The sequence below is a fragment of the Planctomycetia bacterium genome (assembly GCA_021413845.1).
Taxonomy (GTDB): Bacteria; Planctomycetota; Planctomycetia; order Pirellulales; family PNKZ01; genus PNKZ01.
In genome coordinates this window covers 22,210-43,455 of the sequence record JAIOPP010000042.1, presented here as the reverse complement: position 1 = coordinate 43,455, position 21,246 = coordinate 22,210, and the positions used below count along the sequence as shown (strand labels likewise).

Annotated in this window: 15 protein-coding genes and 1 tRNA gene; 13 read left to right on the top strand and 3 right to left on the bottom strand. The window is 60.8% G+C overall.

Features of this window, described 5'->3' with window-relative positions; translation table 11 throughout:
• Positions 1 to 66: 66 nt before the first annotated feature.
• A tRNA-Cys gene (locus K8U03_08365) sits at positions 67 to 137 on the bottom strand.
• A 183-nt stretch (positions 138 to 320) separates the two neighbouring features.
• Positions 321 to 2,159, bottom strand: a complete 1,839-nt coding sequence (locus K8U03_08360) for a hypothetical protein (GenBank protein ID MCE9604899.1) — start codon at positions 2,157 to 2,159, stop codon at positions 321 to 323.
• Positions 2,160 to 2,693: 534 nt separating this feature from the next.
• On the opposite strand from K8U03_08360, the gene groES reads away from it, so the two are divergent.
• The 10 genes from groES to K8U03_08310 all read left to right on the top strand — a co-directional run bounded on the left by groES (position 2,694) and on the right by K8U03_08310 (position 15,573).
• Positions 2,694 to 3,023, top strand: a complete 330-nt coding sequence (groES, locus tag K8U03_08355; protein ID MCE9604898.1) for a co-chaperone GroES — start codon at positions 2,694 to 2,696, stop codon at positions 3,021 to 3,023.
• A 179-nt stretch (positions 3,024 to 3,202) separates the two neighbouring features.
• Positions 3,203 to 4,822, top strand: coding sequence for a chaperonin GroEL (gene groL / locus K8U03_08350; protein ID MCE9604897.1), 1,620 nt, complete (start codon positions 3,203 to 3,205; stop codon positions 4,820 to 4,822).
• Between the two features lie 365 nt (positions 4,823 to 5,187).
• Positions 5,188 to 6,798 carry a hypothetical protein gene (locus tag K8U03_08345; protein MCE9604896.1) on the top strand — a complete coding sequence of 537 codons (1,611 nt, stop codon included), beginning with the start codon at positions 5,188 to 5,190 and terminating at the stop codon, positions 6,796 to 6,798.
• Between the two features lie 249 nt (positions 6,799 to 7,047).
• On the top strand, positions 7,048 to 9,300 hold the full coding sequence (locus K8U03_08340; protein ID MCE9604895.1) for a protein kinase: 2,253 nt from the start codon (positions 7,048 to 7,050) through the stop codon (positions 9,298 to 9,300).
• A 36-nt stretch (positions 9,301 to 9,336) separates the two neighbouring features.
• On the top strand, positions 9,337 to 11,154 hold the full coding sequence (locus tag K8U03_08335; protein ID MCE9604894.1) for an adenylate/guanylate cyclase domain-containing protein: 1,818 nt from the start codon (positions 9,337 to 9,339) through the stop codon (positions 11,152 to 11,154).
• Between the two features lie 110 nt (positions 11,155 to 11,264).
• A complete protein-coding gene (locus K8U03_08330; protein ID MCE9604893.1) occupies positions 11,265 to 11,786 on the top strand; it encodes a hypothetical protein in 522 nt (173 codons plus the stop codon).
• A gap of 237 nt (positions 11,787 to 12,023) precedes the next feature.
• Positions 12,024 to 12,446, top strand: a complete 423-nt coding sequence (locus K8U03_08325) for a hypothetical protein (protein ID MCE9604892.1) — start codon at positions 12,024 to 12,026, stop codon at positions 12,444 to 12,446.
• Entirely contained in the window at positions 12,446 to 13,231 is a 786-nt protein-coding gene (locus K8U03_08320) for an SDR family oxidoreductase (protein ID MCE9604891.1), read from the top strand. The genes K8U03_08325 and K8U03_08320 overlap by 1 nt, the downstream gene beginning before the upstream one ends.
• 79 nt (positions 13,232 to 13,310) lie before the next feature.
• Positions 13,311 to 14,573 (top strand): TlpA family protein disulfide reductase, encoded by a 1,263-nt coding sequence (locus K8U03_08315; protein MCE9604890.1) that lies wholly within the window; start codon positions 13,311 to 13,313, stop codon positions 14,571 to 14,573.
• Positions 14,574 to 14,622: 49 nt separating this feature from the next.
• Positions 14,623 to 15,573 (top strand): CHAD domain-containing protein, encoded by a 951-nt coding sequence (locus tag K8U03_08310; GenBank protein MCE9604889.1) that lies wholly within the window; start codon positions 14,623 to 14,625, stop codon positions 15,571 to 15,573.
• Here K8U03_08310 and K8U03_08305 read toward each other — a convergent pair.
• The gene (locus K8U03_08305) at positions 15,570 to 16,013 is read right to left on the bottom strand and encodes a hypothetical protein (protein ID MCE9604888.1); all 444 of its coding nucleotides are present in this window, start codon (positions 16,011 to 16,013) and stop codon (positions 15,570 to 15,572) included. The genes K8U03_08310 and K8U03_08305 overlap by 4 nt on opposite strands.
• Before the next feature lie 262 nt (positions 16,014 to 16,275).
• Here K8U03_08305 and K8U03_08300 point away from each other — a divergent pair, with 262 nt between their 5' ends.
• The 3 genes from K8U03_08300 (at position 16,276) to gyrA (ending at position 21,224) form a co-directional block, all read left to right on the top strand.
• On the top strand, positions 16,276 to 17,097 hold the full coding sequence (locus tag K8U03_08300; protein ID MCE9604887.1) for a DUF1080 domain-containing protein: 822 nt from the start codon (positions 16,276 to 16,278) through the stop codon (positions 17,095 to 17,097).
• 92 nt (positions 17,098 to 17,189) lie between these two features.
• Positions 17,190 to 17,978: a formylglycine-generating enzyme family protein gene (locus K8U03_08295; GenBank protein MCE9604886.1), complete on the top strand. Its 789-nt coding sequence runs from the start codon at positions 17,190 to 17,192 to the stop codon at positions 17,976 to 17,978.
• A 477-nt stretch (positions 17,979 to 18,455) separates the two neighbouring features.
• Positions 18,456 to 21,224, top strand: a complete 2,769-nt coding sequence (gyrA, locus tag K8U03_08290) for a DNA gyrase subunit A (GenBank protein MCE9604885.1) — start codon at positions 18,456 to 18,458, stop codon at positions 21,222 to 21,224.
• Positions 21,225 to 21,246: the final 22 nt, after the last annotated feature.

Below are 21,246 nucleotides of genomic sequence, written 5' to 3'. Positions count from 1 at the left end.
CTCTCCTATCTCGAACACGAAAAAAGCCTTCGACGAGTGATCGTCGAAGGCTTTTCGTGTTCGCAGAGAGGACGGTGGGAATCGAACCCACTTTCACCGGGTTGCAGCCGGTTGCCTAGCCGTCTGGCTCCATCCTCGCATGGTCGAAGCATAGCGTGCGGGGCATTCGGACCTTGCGTTTCGCTCAAGCGTTGCGGCTTTCGCGTCGCTGGTTTCCGTAATGCCTCCGCACGTTACTTATCGACCGCCGAAGGGGAGCCCTTGAGCGAGTTTTTCCGCTCAAGAAATGAAGGGAAAACGACTCAAGAACGGAAGAATCGCTACTTGCCGATCCCGCCGATCAACGTGTTGATCTGTTGCACGTAGTCGCGCGTGTTTTCCATGAGTTGCATCGGGATGACCAATTGCATCTCGACCGCTTGCGGCGCGAGGCGCCCGGCCACGCCGATCGGCGGAGAAGCCGGGAACGGCGGGATCGCGAACGGCAGCGCGCCGCCGGGAACACCGTTGCCGGCCATGAACGCCGAGGCCATTTTCTTCGCGAGGTCGATGTAGCCGCCGACGTCCATGAAGCCGATCGCGTGCGGCGACGGCAACAAGAGCGCCGCGGTCTTCTTGATCTCGACGTCGTCGGCCAGTCCGCGCTTGCCGGCCTTCGACGCGGCGATGAGCGACTTCAACGACTCGACATCGTAAGCGAGGACGACGGTTTCCTTATCGACGGCCGTGAAGAAGGCTTGCATCTTTCCTTCCGCTCCGAACATCGCTTGGAACATCTGCTTCCCGGCGGCGCCGCCGGGGCCTTTCTCCATTTGCTCGAGCACTGCGGCAAGGTCGCTCGTGAGCACGACGACGTCGAGCCCGTCGATCGTCTTGCGCTCCAACGTCTGCATCGGGATGTTTTTGTCTTTCTTCGTCAGCTCTTGCATGAGTTCGACCGAGGCGGCGTTCTGTTTAAGAAACTTCTCGGAGTCTTCGACTTTGTAGATCGCCGCGATTCCGGAGAAGAGAGTCGCGCCGCTGAAATCGACCGACATCGAGACCCGCTTGACGTTCTTCATCATCCCTTGCATCGCATCGGCGAGCTTCTTCGATAGCTCGGGATCGAGTCCTTTATCTTGCGGCAGCGTTTTAAGCAGGCCCAGTGTGAAGGAAGAGAACACATCGGCCGAGGCCTGCGGAAACACGCCGGCTCCCGTAAAAATGAAGGTTTCGTCCGGCAGGCCCGCGAAAGCTTCGGGGGGCAGAGGAGTGATGTCTTTCGACAACGACGCGAGCTTGCCTTCCGGCTTGAAGACGAATTGCAGGCCGAAGTCGAGGCCGACTTTCTCGGTGAGCGAGCCGCCGATCGCGATATGCGTGGCTTCCTCGCGCAAGGCGACGAAGAGTTTGTCGTAGATATCGAAGGCTTGCTTGATCGAAGCCGTCTGCGGATTGTCTTGCGGGAACGCCTCGCGAATCGACTTCAAGCCGTCGATCGCGGTGCCGATTACCTTCTGCACCCCGGCCGGAGTGACGACGCCGGCGGTCTTATATTTTCCGAGCCAGCTCTTGATCGGTTCGGAAGAGGAAGCGATCGACTTCTTTGAATCGAGCACGCGCTGGATGAGCTCGACGTCGTCCGGACCGCCGACGATCGCATAGTTGGCCTTTTCGGCCATGAAGCCTTTCGGGCCGTCTTCGATTTCGTACTTCGTCGGCCCGACGACGGTGGGATCGGCACCCAAGCTCGCGGCGAACTTTTTGTAGTCGGTGACCGGTACGAGGACGAAGCCTTCGCCGTCGTCATCGTCGGGGACGACGACGAGGGCGTGCGCGCTCTTCGGGTCCCAACCTTCGATTCCTTCGAGGAACTTGCTGAACTCCTGGTAGTTTTCGTCGTCGAACGGCACTTTCAATTTCTTTAAGACCGCTTCGACTTCCTTTTTGGTTTCCATCAGGTCCGTCGCGACGACGAAGCCGAGCGCGTCGTCGGGAATCAGATTCAACACGCCGACTTTCAGATCCGGCACGGCGCTGCCGGCCGGCGCGAGCGCGACGAGCGCAGGGCTCAGCGCCGAGATTGCCGTCGAAGTCTGCGCGGAAGCTCGGCTTGCGCAACAGATCGACGCCGCCGCGAGGGGGATGGTGAGCAGTATTCGATGCCACGACGATTTCATAAGACTGCCTTGAATAAGATATGAGGTGAAACCGGAACGACGTTAGAAAAACGTGCGAGAGAGGAGTCGTGTGGAAATGGGTTTCGCTGCGAGCCGCACATTGCTTTACGCAATGCCTAGCGCGGAGCGGTGCTCGATGTTTCAAAAAGCTCGATGTTTCAAAAAAATCGGCTCGTTCGCCAACCTAAAGCCTCGCCCACGGGGCAGCAAGCCGCCGACGCGAGGCACGACGCTCGTCTTGGTGTTCGCCGCGAGTCGCTGCCATATTGGCAGTGCGGCTCGGCTTTTCGCAGTGTCCGCTGCCGAACCGAGTGGACACTTAATGAGGCCAAAAATGGAAATTTCGGTCTAAGTCTCGTGAGGCTAGCCGCTTCGGACATCGCCTAAGACTTTGGCGCGCCGCTTGCTTCATCTCCGTCCACTCGCGGAGATTCTGCGCCCAAATGGCAGCCCTAGCTGGGCTTCCGCCGCGCGTCCCGCATCGACGACCAATTATCCCCGCTGTTTTCCGTATATTCGGAGGAGTTTGAGAACATGAGCACGGCCACGAAAGAGAAGAAAGCCAAGTCGGGCAAACTATCGTTGCAACCTCTCGGCGATCGCGTCGTGATTGAGCGTGAAGCATCGGAAAGCAAGACCGCCGGCGGGATCGTGCTCCCCGATTCGGCGAAGGATAAGCCTGCTCGTGGGACCGTGCGTGCGGTCGGCGACGGCAAACTGACCAAGGATGGTAATCGCAAGCCGCTGCAAGTGAAGGTCGGCGATCGCGTGTTGTTCAGCTCTTATGCCGGCGACGAGTTCAAAGTCGAAGGCCAGGAACTGCTGCTCATGCGCGAAGACGATATTCTTGCCGTCATCGAGTAGGAAAGGGGTCGGGGGTCAGAGGTCGGGGGTCGGTGCGGCTAGGGCCGCGGGATACCTGTCGATCTCGATGCTCGCTTCCATTTTTGCATTTTGCGTCCTGCGATTTGCATTTCCTCGCACAACCATCCCTTACAAGTTTTCCCACAGCATCGATTTAACGATTCGGAGATTTCTCAGACATGGCTAAGACCATTATTTTCGATCAAGAAGCCCGCGAAGCGATTCGCCGCGGCGTTTCCAAACTGGCTCGGGCCGTCAAGGTGACGCTCGGACCCAAGGGCCGCAACGTTATTTTGCAGAAGAGCTTCGGCAGCCCGACCGTAACGAAGGACGGCGTGACCGTCGCGAAGGAAATCGAACTCGAAGACGTCTATGAAAACATGGGCGCCCGCATGGTTCGCGAAGTCGCCTCGAAGACCGGCGATATGGCCGGCGACGGCACGACGACCGCGACCGTCATGGCCGAAGCGATCTTCATCGAAGGGCTCAAGGCGGTCGTCGCCGGCGTGAACCCGTTGCAGATGAAGCAAGGAATCGAGAAGGCCGTGGCCGACATCACGCAAAAGTTGCACGGCATGTCGATCGCGATCAAGAGCAAGAAGGAAATGGCGCAAGTCGGCACCGTCGCCGCGAACAACGACACGGAAATCGGTGAGTTGTTGGCCGAAGCGATGGAGAAGGTCGGCAAAGACGGCGTGATCACCGTCGATGAAGGCAAGAGCCTTAAGACGGAAGTCGAATGGGTCGACGGGATGCAATTCGATCGCGGCTACCTGTCGCCGTACTTCGTCACCGACTCGACGAAGATGGAATGCGTGCTGGAAGACGCTTATATCTTGGTCTTCGAGAAGAAGATCTCGAACGTCAAGGAATTGGTTCCGGTGCTCGAAGCGGTCGTCAATGCGGGCAAGCCGCTGTTGATCATCGCCGAAGACGTCGAAGGGGAAGCCCTCGCGACTCTCGTCATCAATAAGCTGCGCGGCACGTTCAAGATCGCGGCCGTCAAGGCCCCGGGCTACGGCGACCGTCGTAAGGCGATGCTCGAAGACGTCTCGATTCTCACCGGCGGCACCGCCGTGTTCGAGAGCCTCGGCATCAAGCTCGAAAGCCTGACGCTGAAGGATCTCGGCCGTGCGAAGCGCGTCGTGATCGACAAGGACAACACGACGATCATCGAAGGCTCGGGTAAGGGTTCCGACATCAAGGCTCGCGTCGATCAGATCCGCAAAGAGATCGCGGTCTCGACGAGCGACTACGACAAGGAAAAGCTGGAAGAACGTCTCGCCAAGCTCTCGGGCGGCGTCGCGAAGGTCAACGTCGGTGCGGCGACCGAAAGCGAAATGAAGGAAAAGAAGGCCCGCGTCGAAGACGCTCTGCATGCGACGCGTGCGGCGGTCGGCGAAGGCATTCTGCCGGGCGGCGGCGTGGCTTTGGTTCGCGCTTCGGCCGGGCTCAAGCCGGAAGGTTTGGCGCACGATCTCGAAGTCGGCTACAACATCGTGCGTCGCGCTTGCCGCGCTCCGCTGACGATGATCGCCACGAACGCCGGACAAGACGGCAACGTGGTCTGCGAGAAGGTCCTCGAAGGCAAGGGTAACTTCGGTTACAACGCCGCGACCGACACGTACGAAGATCTCGTCAAGATCGGCATCATCGACCCGACCAAGGTAACTCGCTCGGCGTTGCAAAATGCCGCTAGCGTCGCCACGTTGTTGCTGACGAGCGATGCCTTGATCGCCGAGAAGCCGAAGGCCGGTTCGAAATCGGGCGGCCACGGCGGCCACGACGACATGTATTAATGGAGCATGGCCTCTTCAGGTCCATGATCCATCGAGGGTCGTAGCACCGCTTGCGGTTTCGCGATCGATAGGACTATGGCGGCGAGGGAAACACACGGTTTCCCTCGCCGCTTTTTTTGCGCCTCAAGCGTTCGCCGTCGCTAGCAACGACTTCTGCCGGCAGTGAATCCGAGCGAACGAGGGCTCGAAAATAGGTGATTTAGGAAGAGATTACCAATCGCGAATGAAAACTCTGGATGTTCTTGCTATGCCGTGACGATGACTTGTTCTGAATATACCGGTCTTGCTCGTCGTATCGATTCGACGGCCGAATTTCCGAACAGTGATGAAACGCGTTTCGAGCCACGAAGCGCCGGAGAATAGCGATGATCACCCGAACTGCCCGCCGCAATTGCGGTCTCGCGCTGGGAATTCTGGCGACCTGGAGCCCGTTGTGCGTCGGTGCCGAACAGGAACCGTTCGATCTCGTTGCTACCGATGCCGCGGCGCCCGCCGTGATTCAGCTCGATTCGGCACCGCTGGCTTCGAGCATCCCGGCACCCGTGAAAGTCGGACAAAAAGAGAAGATCTCCGAGCGTTATCCGAACCGCACGTTGAAAGTCGAACGCTACGTCGCTCAAGACGATCAAGGAAACTTCTTCAACCACGGCCCGTGGGCCAAGTGGGACGAGTCGGGCAAGCTGATCGGTCGCGGTCAGTTCATCGCCGGCGCGCAAAGCGGCAAATGGATCCGCTTCTATTCCGAAGAAGAAACCGCCGAAGCTTTCGCGACCGCGATCAGTCTCGGCTTCGAAGCTCCGTTCACGTCGACCGGAGAATTCGCCGACGGCAAGCTCGACGGCATGTGGATCGTGCTCGATGCGAAGAAGCGCCAAGTCAGCGCGGCCGAATTTCACGACGGCCGACGTCACGGCAAATCGGTCTCTTGGAGGCCCAACGGCAGGAAGTTCCGCGAACTCGAATATCAACTCGGCGAGCTCGACGGCAAGGCCGTGGAGTACGATAAGAACGAAGTCGCCGTGAAGCAAGAAGAATTCGTGCAGGGCTTCCGACACGCGGTCAAGGTCGAGCACTACCCTACCGGCGAAGTGAAATCGGAATGTGAAACGCTCTTCGCCAAAGATGTTCTCGAAGTCAACGAGAATTGGTGGAAGGGGACGACGGAAGTTAAGATCATCGGCAAGATCGGACGCGATCAACGCCACGGCAAATTCGTCGCCTGGAATCTCGAAGGGCTCAAGATCCTCGAGGGGAACTACACCGACGACAAAGCCGACGGCAAGTTCACCTGGTACCACGAAAACGGGAACAAGGCTATCGAAGGGAGCTTCGTCGCGGGCAAGCAAGATGGACCTTGGACTTGGTGGTATTCCCACGGGCTCAAGGAAATCTCCGGCGAATACGTGATGGGCCTCGAAGGAGGCAACTGGCGTTCGTGGGAAGAAAACGGCACGGTCGTTTCGAACATGACGATTCTCACCGGCAACAAAGCCGAGGGGACATTGAAGTCGACGAAGGAGCCGACCTTAGCGCCGCCCGAGCCCAAGACGGAACTCAAAGACGCCGATCTGGAGCTGCTGCCGGAAGAGGAAGATGTCGACCTGGAGTCGCAACCGACTCCGACGCAAGCACCGACACCGCCGACACCCACGCGCCGGTTTATCTATAAGCAAGAGACCGTGCCGGCGTCGTCGCTGAAATTGAGCTCGCCCGAAGATAACGGTGCGAAAAAACCAGACGCTGAGAGCAAGCCTGCGAAACCGAGCGGCGCGCAAGCCAGCAAAATCGAGACGAGCACCGGCGAGCCCGCCGACGTGAAAGCCGCGGAAGCCAAGCCGGTTTTCGAAAAGCCGGGCTTCGTCGAAAAGAATTTGCTCGGCAATGAAGCTCCGACTCCGAAAAAGCTGGAAGTCGCCGACGATCTAATCTCGATCGATGCCCTGCTCAAGGAAGCGAAGGAAGCGGCTCCGAAGTAGAGCCGTTGCGAATTCTCCGAAATTCGCGGCCGTCGTTGTTCGTGAAATCCAAGAGCCGTAGCCGATCGATGCCAGTCGATCGGCTACGGCTTTCTTCGTTGCCGCCGGCAATTGCCGCGGTCGATCGCGAGCTCAACTCCGCCGTAATTCGCCGCGGCGGGTAGTCCCTTGCCGCCGGTGCCTGATATAGTGGAAACGAGGCTGTTCCGCTCGCCGCCGGAAAAGCGCGCCCGCCGTTAGGAATATCGCGTGTCGCACGATCCTACCATCTCGCAAGATCCCGACGATCTCGCTCGCGCACAGCAGCGCAGCTCGCAGCGTTTGCGCCCGCCGACCGAAGTGCCCGGCTACGAGATCGAGCGGTTCCTCGGGGCCGGAGCCTACGGCGAAGTGTGGGTGGCGATCGATCGCAACACCGGCCGGCGCACCGCGATCAAGTTCTATGTTCATCGCGGCGGCGTCGATTGGTCGCTCCTTTCGCGCGAGGTGGAGAAGCTCGCGTTTCTGTTCGCAGATCGCTATGTCGTTCAGCTGATCGACGTCGGCTGGGATGCGTCGCCCCCTTACTACGTGATGGAGTATCTCGAAAACGGCTCGCTTGCCGACCGGATGCAGAAGGGGACGATTCCCGTTGCGGAAGCCTTGGGGCTGTTTCGAGACATTACGATCGGCCTCATTCACGCCCACGACAAAGGCGTACTGCACTGCGACCTCAAGCCGGGCAACGTCCTACTCGACCAAGACCACCGCCCGCGCTTGGCCGACTTCGGCCAGGCCCGCCTTTCGCACGAACAAACTCCGGCGCTCGGCACGCTCTTCTACATGGCTCCCGAGCAAGCCGACTTGAACGCCGTGCCCGACGCCCGGTGGGATGTTTACGCGCTCGGCGCGCTACTCTACAGCATGCTCACCGGCGAGCCGCCGCAACGAACGCCCGAAAGCCTTGCGCAATTCGAGCGGCATCCGGGCCTGCCCGAAAAGCTCGCGGCGTATCGCAAGTACATCATGCACGCCCCTTCGCCGACCAGGCATCGGCAGGTCTCCGGCGTCGATCGCGATCTAAGCGATATCATCTCGCGCTGCTTACATCCGAACCCGGCGCGCCGCTATCCGAATCCGCAAGCGGTACTCAACGCGCTCGATGCGCGCTCGCTCCGGCAATCGCGTCGGCCGCTGCTCGTGCTCGGTGCGATCGGTCCGGCGGTGTTGCTGGCCGTCGTTACTTGGTTTGCTTGGAGCGTCTACGGCACTGCGGTGCGCGAGTCGGATGAAGCGCTCTCCCGCCGCGCGATCGAGACCAACGACTTCGCCGCGCAGTTCGTCGCCGAAACGGTGGCGGGACAGATCGACCGCCGTTGGCAGACGCTCGAAGAAGAGGCCGGCGATCGGGACTTGCGCGAGATTTTTACGCGCGTGGCAGCCGTACCGAAAATCACTCCCGCCGACGGCAAGCTGCTGCAAGCTTGGGTCGAGCGACTCGACCGCGAGTATCCGGAGATCGAGGCCGCGAGCTGGGCGATGCTCGACGGCCGCGGCAATCAAGTGGCCCGCGTTCCATACGACGCGAAGACGGTCGGCAAGAACTACGCGTTTCGCGATTACTTCAACGGTCGCGGCGGGCTTCCGGAAGGGACTCCGAACATCGAGCCGATCCGCGTCGCGCATCTCTCGAACGTCTTCGTCAGCCAGTCGACGCAAGAACGCAAAGTCGCGTTCTCGGTTCCGATCTGGAGCACGGAGCCGGAGCTTGCGGCGCGCAAAGTGATCGGCGTGCTTTCCGTAACCGTGGCGATCGGGAAGTTCGCGGAGCTCCGCGCCGATGGCGCTTCGCAGCGCAGCCAAGTCGCGGTCCTCGTCGACAGCAAGAAAGATTCCGACAATCGCGCCGGCGCGATCCTCGAACATCCTCATCTCGCCTCGCACATCGGCGAACCGAATGCCGAGCCCGCCTACTTCGACGCCGCCGGAGTCGAGCGCTTGCAGAAGCTGACGCGCCTGGCGACCTCCTCCGATCCCGCAAGCGCGAAAGCCGCGACCGCTCTGGAGAACGATAACAACTACCACGATCCGCTCGACCACGGCGCGAACAATCGTTGGCTCGCGGCGTTTCAACCGGTCGTCGTCGCCGGGCGTCCGCCGGAGGCGGGAGCGACCGGTTGGGTCGTGATCGTGCAAGAACCTTATGCTGAGGCGCTTCGCCCGGCTCAAGAGCTCGGTCGGAAGCTCATGCGCTACGGTCTGACGGCGCTCGGCGTCGTCATTGCCGTGGTCACTGCGCTGTGGGGCTTCGTCATGATCGTGCTCAACGAAGCTCCGCAGAACGAGTTCACGAAGTTCTTGCGCCGCTATACGGGCCTCGCCGGCGCGAGCCTGAGTTCGACGACGCAACCTTCTTCGAATTCCGATTCCGGCGTCGTCGGCATTACCGCGGCGACCCGTCCGGCCGCGGCGACGTTGATTCATAAGCCGAATGAAAAAACACGTGGACCCGATGGCCTCTAGAAAAGTCTCGTCGTTTGCCGAAAGCGCTGCTTCCCGATGGCCGACCTAATCGCCCAAGGCTCACGACCGCATCACCGCTGGCGTCGCACGCTCGTGCCCGACGAAGCGGTGACGCTCGGCCGCGATTGCGGCGCTTGGTCGGTCACTTGGGACGAACGGATCTCGCGCCGTCATTGCGAGCTCGTGCTGCGCAAGGGAAAGCTTTTCGTCCGGCGTTTGCCGACCGCCCGCAATCCCGTCTTCGTCGGCGGAAACGATCCGGCGGAGTTCGAGCTTCGGCCCGGCGAGCATTTCGTCATCGGCGAAACGACGTTCACTTTCGCCGACGACCGCATTCGCGTCGGCCGTGAAGGTCCGCAGCCGCTCGAAGAGAAAACGTTCAGTCCTCAATATCTCGAACGGGTTCGCTACCGCAACGCCGACCAGCGGCTCGAAGTTTTGAGTCGCCTCCCGGAAGTGATCTCCGGGGCCGGCAACGACGAAGAGCTGTTCGTGCGCCTCGTCAATCTGCTCCTCTCCGGCATCGCGCGGGCCAACGTCGTCGCCATCACCGCGGTCGAAGCGGAAGTCGCCGATCCCGAAGATACGAAGTCGCACCCGACGGGGCGCGAGCAAGTGCGCGTGTTGCACTGGGACCGTCGCCACCACACGGCCGGCGATTTCCAACCGAGCCAGCGTTTGATTCTCGAAGCGATCCGGCGGAAGCAAAGCGTGTTGCATGTGTGGAACACCGGCACCTCCGGCACGAGCGGCTCGTTTACGATGACCGAAGAAGCCGATTGGGCTTTCTGCACGCCGATCGTCGGCGAGGCTTGTCGCGGCTGGAGCCTGTATGTCGCCGGTCGCTACCACGGGCCGGCCGGCTTGAGCGTCACGCCGAGCGATCCTTCCGATTTGCGCGAAGACGTGAAGTTCAGCGAGCTCGTCGCCTCGGTCTTAGCGGCGCTCCGACAGAGCGAGCACTTGCGACGTCGCCAAGCGGCGCTGAGCAACTTCTTTGCGCCGGCCGTGCTCGGCGCGATGCAAACGGCCGATCCCGATCTCGTGCTCGCGCCGCGCGAGGCCGATGTCTGCGTGATGTTCTGCGATCTCCGCGGCTTCACGCTCGCCATGCAGCGCAACGCCGACGATCTGCTCGGGTTGCTCGAGCGCGTGAGTCGGGCTCTCGGCGTAATGACGCATCAGATTTTGGAGCAGGGGGGCGTGCTCGGCGACTTTCACGGCGATGCCGCGATGGGTTTCTGGGGCTGGCCCTTGCCGCAGCACGATGCCGTCGTGCGCGCGTGCAACGCGGCGCTCGCGGTGCGCCGCGAACTGGAAACGGCCTCGACGCAGCCCGGCCATCCCTTGGCCGATTTCCGCATGGGGGTCGGGCTCGCCTCGGGCCGCGCCGTCGCCGGGCGCATCGGCACCGTCGATCAAGTGAAGGTCACGGTCTTCGGGCCGGTCGTGAACCTCGCTTCGCGCTTGGAAGGGATGACGAAGCTCCTGCACGCGCCGATCCTGCTCGACGAAGCGACGGCCGTGATGGTCCGCAGCAGCGTCTCGCCGACGATCGCGCGCTGCCGACGCGTCGCGCGGGTGCGCCCCTATGGAACCGACGGGTTCGTCGAAGTGAGCGAGCTCCTGCCCCCGATGGGCCCGACCTCGCCGCTGACGGATGAACACATCGCGAACTACGAGCAAGGACTCGACCACTTCATCGCCGGCAACTGGAGCGAAGCGCTGGAAATGCTCCACGCCGTACCGGCGAGAGACCGAGTGAAAGACTTCCTCACGGTCTTTATCGCCCAACACGGCAGAACCCCGCCGCCGCATTGGGACGGAGTGGTGCCGCTGAGCTCAAAGGGGTGACGCCGAAGGTGCTCGCCAAGCAGGACGACTCCATGTTCTAATGGCTTCAACAAACGCACGTTGCTTGATGTGGCCATGAGGTCTCGCGTTTCTTGCTCATGAGTTCTTCGATGTTTCGCAAGTACGCTCAGTTGCTGATCGTCGTGGCTCTATTTTGGGTTTGCTTGCGCGGTTGCTTTCTTGATGAAACACCGGTTCATTTGGTCATACCGAATGGTTTTACCGGTGATATCAAAATCATTCTCGATCCGGCACGTGGTCAACGTATTCACGTAAAGGACGGTAGATTTACCTATGCAATTCAAGCCGATGGTACCTTGCGAGTGAAGTCCTTGCAGCCCTTCCATGAATGGCATAAGCAAACAGCGAGCTACGAAGACGGCACTTCGATACAGAATGGTTTCCCGATGGGTAGAGGCTTCACGGAAGAACAGCTAAAGGCCGACAAGGGAGAGATTTTCTATATCGATGGAGGTTTCACATTAGGTAACAACCATACAAAGACGATCCATGGCTACGTCGGCACCATGCTCGGCTATGAAAAGAAGTTGCGAGGAGAAAATCCAGCTATATCTCAGAAGGATCGCACTTCAAATGAGATGGTTACGCCCTCTTTGAATATGGATAAATAAACAGAATCGTCGTGATGAAAGTCGATTCAAGTATCTCATGCCACATCCACTAGAACCGTCCGCCGCTCGCTCCAAAGTCGCCCTCGTCACCGATAGCGGTGCCACGACGAGGCTCGTGCGACGGCTGCGGAACTTCAGGCCGATGGTGTTGCGGCGATGGTGGTCGTCGGCGACGCTCGCTCATTTCGACGAACGCACATTTAGGTTCCTGCAAAACGAATCTTTACCGACGGAAGTATGAGCACCAGTCCGTTCTTTCACATCCGTTCCGATAAGTTCACGATCTTACCCGGTGAAGATGAGGATATCGTCAACGAAGGCATGTACGGCAAGTCGCTTTGCCTTTACTTGCAAAGGAAACTTTCCGAACGAGGTTGGACGATCGACTTCCTCGGTTCCGAGGATTGGGGATGGGCTGTCGGAATACGAGTCGAGTCTCTTCGCTTCCTTCTTTGCGTCTATGGTGTCGAGATGGAAGCCGGTGGCTTGGATCTGTGTGTCACGGTGCAAGCGCTGCCCGATAGGAAATGGAGTTGGAAGCGACTGCGATTCATCGACACGACGGAGGTCGTCGGCCGGATGAATTCGGAGTTGAAGGCGATCTTTATCGAGGATAATGACGTGCAATTTTTAGGATCGACACAGGAGTTCCCCTTGTAATGAGCTCCTTGTCGAAGACTCATCGCTCCGATGCTGCGAGGCATGACAACACGAAAGTCGCCCTCGTCACCGGCAGCGGTGCCAAGCGGGTCGGGAACTTCGTCGTGCGGGCGCTCGCTGCGCGTGGGTATGCCGTGGTCGTGCATGCGCATCTGTCCGTCGACGAGGCTCGGGCGACGGTTGCCGAGCTCGAGGCCGATGGTGCTCAGGCGATGGTCGTCGTGGGGGACTTGTCCGAGGAAGTCGTCGTCGAGCGGATCGTCGGGGAAGTCGTTGCGCGGTTCGGGCGGATCGATGTGTTGGTGAACTGCGCCGCGATTTGGAAATCGAAACCGTTGGAAGAGGTCCGGGCCGCCGATGTGCGCGAGCACTTCGAGGCCAACACGCTCAGCACGTTTCTCTGTTGCCGCAGCGTCGGCTTGCAGATGGTCGCGCAGCCCGAAGGGGGCGTCATCGTGAACGTCGGCGATTGGGCGACCGAGCGGCCGTATCGGGACTATGCCGCCTATTTTCCCTCGAAGGGGGCCATTCCGACCACGACCCGGATGTTCGCCGTCGAGCTCGCGGCACGAAATCCGAAAGTGCGTGTGAATGCAGTCTTGCCCGGCCCTGTGATGCTGCCGCCGGAGTTGACGGAAGACGAACGCCGGCAAGCAATTGCAGGAACGTTGGTGAAACACGAAGGGAGCCCGCAGCATGTCGCCGCGGCGGTGCTTGCGCTGGTGGAAAACGAGTTCATAACCGGCGTTTGTCTCCCGGTCGACGGGGGACGGACGATCGCTTAGCCCTCCTTTCGAGGTTTGTTTTCACCGCGCCGGCGCGATACGCTCAGTGATTACCTAATTCTCGGCGGGAGCGGTTCGCATGCGACTCTTCGAACGATGGAAGCCGACGTGGACGATCGTTTGCGTCGGCCTGGCTTGCGGCACGGCCGCCGATGCCGCCGCGCAAGACGGAGCGGCTGCGAAACCACCGGCGGCAGCGGTCGCTAAGGCCGAGCCGATCGTAATCCCCAGCGGCACCCCTGCCGAGTTGCTCGAGTTTATCGACAAGACGAAGAAGCTGCAGCCGCCGGGACGCGACTTGCCGGCCGTCGTCGCGCATCTGAATCGCGTTTACGAAGCGGTCGCCGCGGCGGTCGACAAGATCGGGACCGCCGGAACCGAAGAAGAGCAGACGCGCGCGATCGGCGAGAAGCTCGCCGCCTTGCGCATGCTGCGACGCGTCGAAGCCGCCGGGGCGACCGAGCGAATGAAGAAGTACCACAACGATCTGCTGGCCGATAAGCGTCCGTTCGTCCCGCCGCTGGCGAAGATCTACGAGCTTGCGACTCGGCTGCAAGAGATCGATCGGGGAAATCTCCCCGTGGTCGAAAAGCTCGTGGCCGAAGTGCGGCAACATGTGCGCACCGCGAAGCTCGATTCGCGCAACTTGAGCTTGGCGTTTCAAACGGCGCTCTTGGCCGAATCGGTCGGGCTGACGAAGCAGGCGGCCGAAGCCTATATCGAATTCGCGGCCGCATTTGCCACGAGCGACGAACCCGCCGTGGTCGAGAACTCGAAGCGACTCGCCGGCGCGGCGCGCTTGTTGTCGCTCCCCGGTCAAGCGATGGACGTTGCGGCGAAGACGGTGGAAGGGAAGCCGTTTGACTTGAAGGAGTTGAAGGGGAAGGTCGTGCTGGTCGACTTCTGGGCGACTTGGTGCGGCCCTTGCATGGCGGAGCTGCCGACGCTGAAGGATTGCTACGCCAAATATCACGGGCGGGGCTTCGAAGTGGTCGGCATCAGTCTCGACGACAATCGTTCGCGGTTGGTCGACTTTCTTAAGCGCGAAGAGTTGCCCTGGATCACGCTGTTCGACGACACGACGAAAGACGCCGCCGCCAAGTCGGGAGGCTGGGACCAACCGCTCGCGCTGCAATACGGCATCATGAGCATTCCCCGTGCGATCTTAATCGACCGGACGGGCAAGGTCGTCTCGCTCCACGCGCATGGCGACGCCTTGTGGGATCTCTTGGCCGAGCAGATCGGCCCGGCCGAGCCGAAGAAGAAAGAACCTGCTGAAGAGACGGAAAAGAAGAAAGACGACAAGCCGGCCGAAGCTCCGAAAGCGACCGGCGCAGAGTAGCGGCAGCGACCTTCAACGAGCCACGGTTTTCGAAGCGATCTATTCTCCGATGACGACCATGACGAAGAGCAGCGAGAAAAGCGGTAAGTGGATGAGCGATCTGCGCCCGGAAATGCCGGCCTCGCAGGCCGCTCAGGCGACGCTCGAGCGCCGACTGGAGCCGGTGTGGAAGTGGTCGGCCGCTGCGGCGAAAGCGAAAGAAGGGGCGACTCGGCCGGTTCATCAGTTGCGCGTCGCCGTGCGACGGGCGATGGCTGCGATGCAAGGCTATGCCGAGCTCTTGCCGCGCCGCAAAGCGACGAAGATCGAAGCCAAGCTCCATAAGCTGCGACGTCGAGCCGGCGAAGCCCGCGACTTCGATGTGCTGCTCGGCAGGCTCGTTGCGCATCCCGATGCCGAACGCCTGAAACCGCTGACGGAGCGGATCGCCGAATTGCGGGTCGCAGCGCAAAAGCCGATCGTGCGGTTGCATCGCAAGTTGAAGAAGCGCGGGTTCCACGAAGATTTGCACACGCTGATCGAAAAAGTGCGTGCCCCGAAGCATTCGCAGGAGACGACCTTTTCGGCCTGGGCTCGACATGGACTGTCGCGTGCGGTCGATGTGTTTTTCGCGGCCGGTGCGGCCGATATGTCGGACACGACCCTGTTGCATCACTTTCGCATCGAAGGGAAGCAACTTCGCTATGCGATGGAATACTTCTCGGCCGCGTTCGGGCCGGAATTGCGCAAGGATCTCTATGCCGACATCGAGAAGGTGCAAGCGCTGCTCGGCACGGTGAACGACCACGCCTCGGCACTCGCGCATTACGAAGCGTGGAAGAGCGAGTGGGACGACCCGTCGCTCGCCCAGCTGCTCGAAGAACTCATCGCCGGCGAACGGAATTCGGTAACCGGAGCGACTCAGGAGTTTTTCGCCTGGTGGACGAAAGAGCGCTCGGATGATCTACGCCGGCGCTTCGACGCCACGCTACAATTGCCGAACGAAGAGCACGCCGCTTAGCTCGCGGTGCGTGCCTGCGGAAGTTCGTCGACTCCGGTGCGCACGAATTTGCCCCCGATTTCGTACCAACCGGCTTGCGTGAAGCGGCACCAATCGACATCGAGCAGCAACTCGCAACGGCCGCGGTTCGGTTTCTCGAGCGAGGCCACGACGAGCCGATAGGGCAGGGGCTCGGGATGGAAAAAGCTGAGCCCTGCCTCCGAGATTTGCTTGCCCGATACGGTCAGCAGCGGGCCGATCGTCGTGGTGCCGTCGGTACCGACGGGCCGCAACCGAATCAACTTCGGAAACGGGTAGCGCTGCTCGGTGCGGCGCTCGAAAGGGCCGGCCGGATAAAGGCCCGACAATAGTTCCCGCACCTGCCATCGCAACTGGTCGTCGGCGGAGAGTCCGCCTTCGAGGATTTGCATTCCGTAGCTTTCCAGTAGGTGGGTGCTCATGGCAGATGCTTTCAAAGACGAAGCGAACGTTTGGACTGTTGGAAGTCCGTGGGGTGAGATGAGAAACGATACGAGAGAGAAGTGAGTGTCGAACCCGCGGCCGTTAAAGGCACAATGGATATCTACGTCGCGGTCGGGCTCGGGTCAAATTTCGCCGAAAGACATTTGATTGACGACGGTAATCCGTCGGCGCATACTGCCGGCGGAAACGAACGTATCGCTTTTGCTCTGAGTTTTTCCAGTGTCGTGAGGAGTTTGCGCCATGATGTTGCCGCTTTACCACAGGCGTCGAGTTTCGACTTCGGTTCTCCTCGGGGCGATGCTCGCAAGCATCATCGGCGCCGCCGGCGCGAATCGTTGCGTTGCCGCAGAGGGCTGGATCGAACTGTTCGACGGTAAAACTCTCGCCGGCTGGCATAAGAACGCCGATAAGATCGGCCACGGCACCGGCGGGCAATGGACCGTCGAAGGAGGGGCGATCACCGGGCAACAAGATCCTCCCGGGAGCGGCAACGGCGGCATCTTGCTCACCGATCGAAAGTTTAAGGACTTCGAGCTCGAGATCGACCTCAAACCCGACTGGGGCATTTGCAGCGGCTTGTTTCTGCGGTCGAACGAAACCGGTAAGTGCCTGCAAATGATGGTCGACTACCACGACGCCGGCGATGTGGGCCACGTGTATGGTGAAGGGACCGGCGGCTTCAATACCCGCGCGTTCAACATCAACGGCGTCGTCGACGCTGCGAAGAACCTGACCTCGATCACGACGAAGCCTGTCGCGACTCCGGTGAAGGTCGACTACACCTGCACGGGCGACGAGTGGACGAAGGCCTGGAAGATCAACGACTGGAACTCGGCCCGAGTCCGTGTCGAAGGCAGCCCCGCCAAGGTGACGACCTGGCTCAACGGCGTGAAGATCATCGAATGGGACGGCAAGACCTACGAAGGCCCGGGCTACGATAAGGCGAAGGTCATCGACACGATCGGCGACGAAGGGAGCATCGCGGTGCAAGTCCACGGCGGGAAAAGCTGGCCGGTGGGAGCGAAATGCCGCTGGAAGAATATTCGCATCAAGCCCCTATAGAGATGACCATGCGGTCGTCTTTCAAAAGGTCTTGTCGCTGCGGATGCCGTTGCTGTTGCGTGCTGCTCGCGCTCTTGTCTCTCGCAGGATTCGTGAACGCCGAACCGCCGCCGGCCTCGACCAACTCGATCGGCATGCGCTTCGTTTACGTCGTGGCAGGCGAGTTCTTGATGGGCTCGCCTGCCGAAGCCGGCGGCGGCGATGGCAGTGAGGCCAGTGATGAGCGTCCGTCGCATCGCGTGCGCATCTCCCAAGCGTTTTACGTTGCGCAGTTCGAAACGACGCAGGCCGAGTATCGCGCCGTGATGAACGAGAACCCGAGCTGGTTCTGCGCGACGGGAGGAGGCCGTGGCGAAGTTGCGGCACTCGATACGAGTCGGTATCCGGTCGAGATGGCGAGTTGGGACGAAGCGACGGATTTTTGCCGACGACTGTCGGAACTGCCTGCCGAGCGCCAAGCTCGGCGAAGCTATCGACTCCCGACCGAGGCCGAATGGGAATACGCGGCTCGCGCCGGCACCGCGACGCGGTATTGTTTCGGCGAGGAACTCACGCCGTCGCAGGCCTGCATTCTTGCTCCCGACGGAGCCGCCGCGCCGCGCACACGTCCCGTCGGCAGTTATGCGCCTAACGGATTCGGACTCTACGACGTGCACGGCAACGTCTGGGAATGGTGCGCCGATCGTTACGGTGCCGACTACTATCAAAGCTCGCCCATGCTCGATCCTCCAGGGCCCGACATGGGAACCGGTCGGGTCGTGCGAGGGGGCGACTACCGCTTTCCGTCCGCGATGGCGCGGAGCGCGAATCGCGACTTCACACGTGCTTCACGCCGCGACCAAGGCAACGGTTTTCGGGTCGTCCTCGTTGTCGAACATTAGCCGGTACGCGTTAGCGTCCGGTCCCCAACGTTCCCCGTGAAACCGAATCCGCTCTCGAACCGGGGGCTAATGCCCACCGGCTGATCGGACGCGGCGCGGCGCCTTATTTTGCAAGGCCAAATCGGCCTCTCCGGCGAATGTTTTCGAGCCTGTTTTCAGGCTGCTTCCCTCGTCGTTCGGTAATTGTGAAACGGCCTGAAAACCAGTATATTTATGGTTTCGGAATTCCTCGCCCGCTCTGGGTAAATCGGTGAGTTTTCGCGCGGCTTAGGCCGTGCGAAAAGCAGCCGTAAGCAGAGCGGAAAAATCGACCGCGGCACGAGCGCGAGCGGCGCGACGAGCGACCTCTTCGAGCTGCCGTAGCGACGCGGTATCTCGACTCCATAAAGGATTGTAGATTTGGCCGACGACGACTCTTCCAACGGCGACGACACGGACGAAAACCTTCCCGCCGACGACTCGGATGCCGGTGGCCCTATGCAGGGGGCAGGCAACGGATCGATCGTCGACCTAGCGATCGAAGATGAATTGAAGGAAAGCTATCTGACGTACGCGATGAGCGTGATCGTCAGTCGTGCGCTGCCCGACGTCCGCGACGGTCTGAAGCCCTCGCAGCGCCGCATTCTCGTGGCGATGAACGACTTGAGCCTTACGCCGGGCGCTGCACGCGTCAAATGCGCGAAGATCTCCTGCGACACGAGCGGCAACTACCACCCGCACGGCGAAAGCGTGATCTATCCGACCTTGGTCCGCATGGCCCAAGAGTGGAACATGCGCCATTTGCTGATCGACAAGCAAGGCAACTTCGGCTCGATCGCCGGTTTGCCTGCCGCGGCGATGCGGTATACCGAAGCGCGCATGTCGCCCATCGCCGCGCTCTTGATGGAAGACATCAAGCTCGACACGGTCGACTTCACGCCGACCTACGACGAACGTCGGCTTGAGCCGACGGTGCTGCCGAGCAAGTTCCCGAACCTGTTGGTCAACGGCGCGAACGGCATTGCGGTCGGCATGGCGACGAGCGTCCCGCCGCATAATCTACGCGAAGTCTGCACTGCGGCGATTCGCTTGATCGACGATCCGGAAGTCTCGATCGACGAACTGCTCGACATCGTTCCGGGTCCGGACTTCCCGACCGGCGGCATCATCTGCGGCAGAAGCGGTATTCGTCGCGGCTACCACTCGGGCCGCGGCACGGTCACGGTGCGCGCTCGGGCCCGCGTCGAAGAGATGGGGAAGAATCGGCAGCGGATCATCGTTTCCGAGATTCCTTTTCAGCAGACGCGCGATCGGGTCGTGAAGGCGATCGCCGACCTCGTGAACGACGACCGCATTAAGGGGATCTCGGGCATCCGCGACGAAAGCGATCTTAAGGAGCCGGTGCGGCTCGTGATCGAAATCAAGCGCGATGCCGACCCGGACGTGGTTCTCAATCAGCTCTATCAGTTTTCGCCGCTGCAAGACACGTTCTCGTTGATCTTCTTGGCGCTCGTCGACGGCAAGCCGCGCACGTTGAACTTGAAGGAAATGCTGTTCGAGTACGTGCGGCATCGGGTGATTGTGTTGCGCCGGCGCACGCAGTTCTTGCTCAACCGCGCGCGGCAACGGAAGCACACGGTCGAAGGCTTGCTGCTCGCGCACGCCAACATCGACGAAGTGATCCGTGTGATTCGGACATCGTCGACGCAAGCCGAAGCCAAGACCCGTTTGATGACGATCGAGTGTCCGGCCCCGCTCATGCAGCGCGCGTTGGGAGACGTCGGGTATGCCGACTTCACGAACGAGCGCGGCGGTTCGGCGCAATCGTATCGGCTGACCGCCGTGCAGTCGGATGCGATCCTCCGCATGACCCTCGGCCAGTTGGTCAACCTCGAACAAGAGAAGCTCGGCGAGGAATACCGCAACTTGCTCAACGAGATCGCCGAATACCTGCGCATCTTGGGGGACGACGCCAACATCTACGACATCATTCGGGCCGACCTCGAAGAAATGTCGAAGAAGTACGGCGACGCGCGCCGCACCGAGATCAGCCGGGAAGAGATGGGCGGGGTCGATCTCGAAGATTTGATCGAAGAAGAGAACATGGTCGTCACGATCAGCCACCAAGGCTACATCAAGCGCACGCCGACGACGACCTATCGCGCGCAGCGCCGCGGCGGCAAGGGAATCACCGGCGCGAAGAACGACGACGAAGATCCGATTCGCAACCTCTTCGTCGCCAGCACGCACGACTACTTGCTCTTCTTCACGAACATCGGCAAGGTTTACTGGCGCAAGGTATACGACCTGCCGCAACTGGCCCGAGAGAGTAAAGGTCGGGCGATCGTCAATGTGTTGAGTTTGTCGGAGGGGGAGAAGGTCGCCTATTGCACGGCGATTCGCGATTTCTCGGCCGCCGAGCATTTCCTCATCATGGCGACTCGCAAGGGGCTCGTGAAGAAAACGCCGCTCAGTCAATACGGCCGGCCGTTGAAGACCGGCCTGATCGCGATCAAGCTCAAGGAAGAAGACGAGCTCGTCGATGTGGCCGTGACGAAGACCGGCGACGAGATCTTGCTGTCGACGTCCGGCGGGATGGCGATTCGCTTCGACCAGGCCGATGCGCGCTCGATGGGGCGCAATACCAGCGGCGTGAAGGGGATCAAGTTGTCGAAGGGGCAAACCGTCATCGGCATGGTCGTGGCCGATCCCGAGGCGACGTTGCTGACCGCTTGCGCCAACGGCTACGGCAAGCGGACGCCGTTCGGTGCCAACGATCCGCTCACCGGCACGCGCGTCGAAAGCGAAGAGCCGGTCGAGGGTGACGTCGCCGAAGCCGACTTGCCGGAACCTCCCGTCGCCGACGACGCAGGCGAAGACGACGAGAGCTCGGCCCAGCGCTATCGAACGCAACATCGGGGCGGTAAGGGAGTGCGAGACATTAAGACGACCCCGCGCAACGGCCCGGTCGTCGGGATCGTCGGCGTTTATGAGACCGACGAACTATTGATGATCACGGCCGGCGGCAAGATCCAGCGGATCACGGCGAAGAGCGTCAGCGAGATCGGGCGTAACACGCAAGGTGTGCGGATCATGTCGCTCGACGAAGGAGACACCTTGGCGGCCGTGGTTCGAGTGCCCCCTGAAGAAATCTCGGCGACCGACGACTTGCCGGCGAAGCCTTCCGCTCCGGCAGCGCTGCCGCCGCCGGTCGATGCGCCGGAAGAGGCGTCGGACGACGGAGAAGATGATTCGGCCGAGGAGTAACTAGAGGAGTAGCCGATCGTCA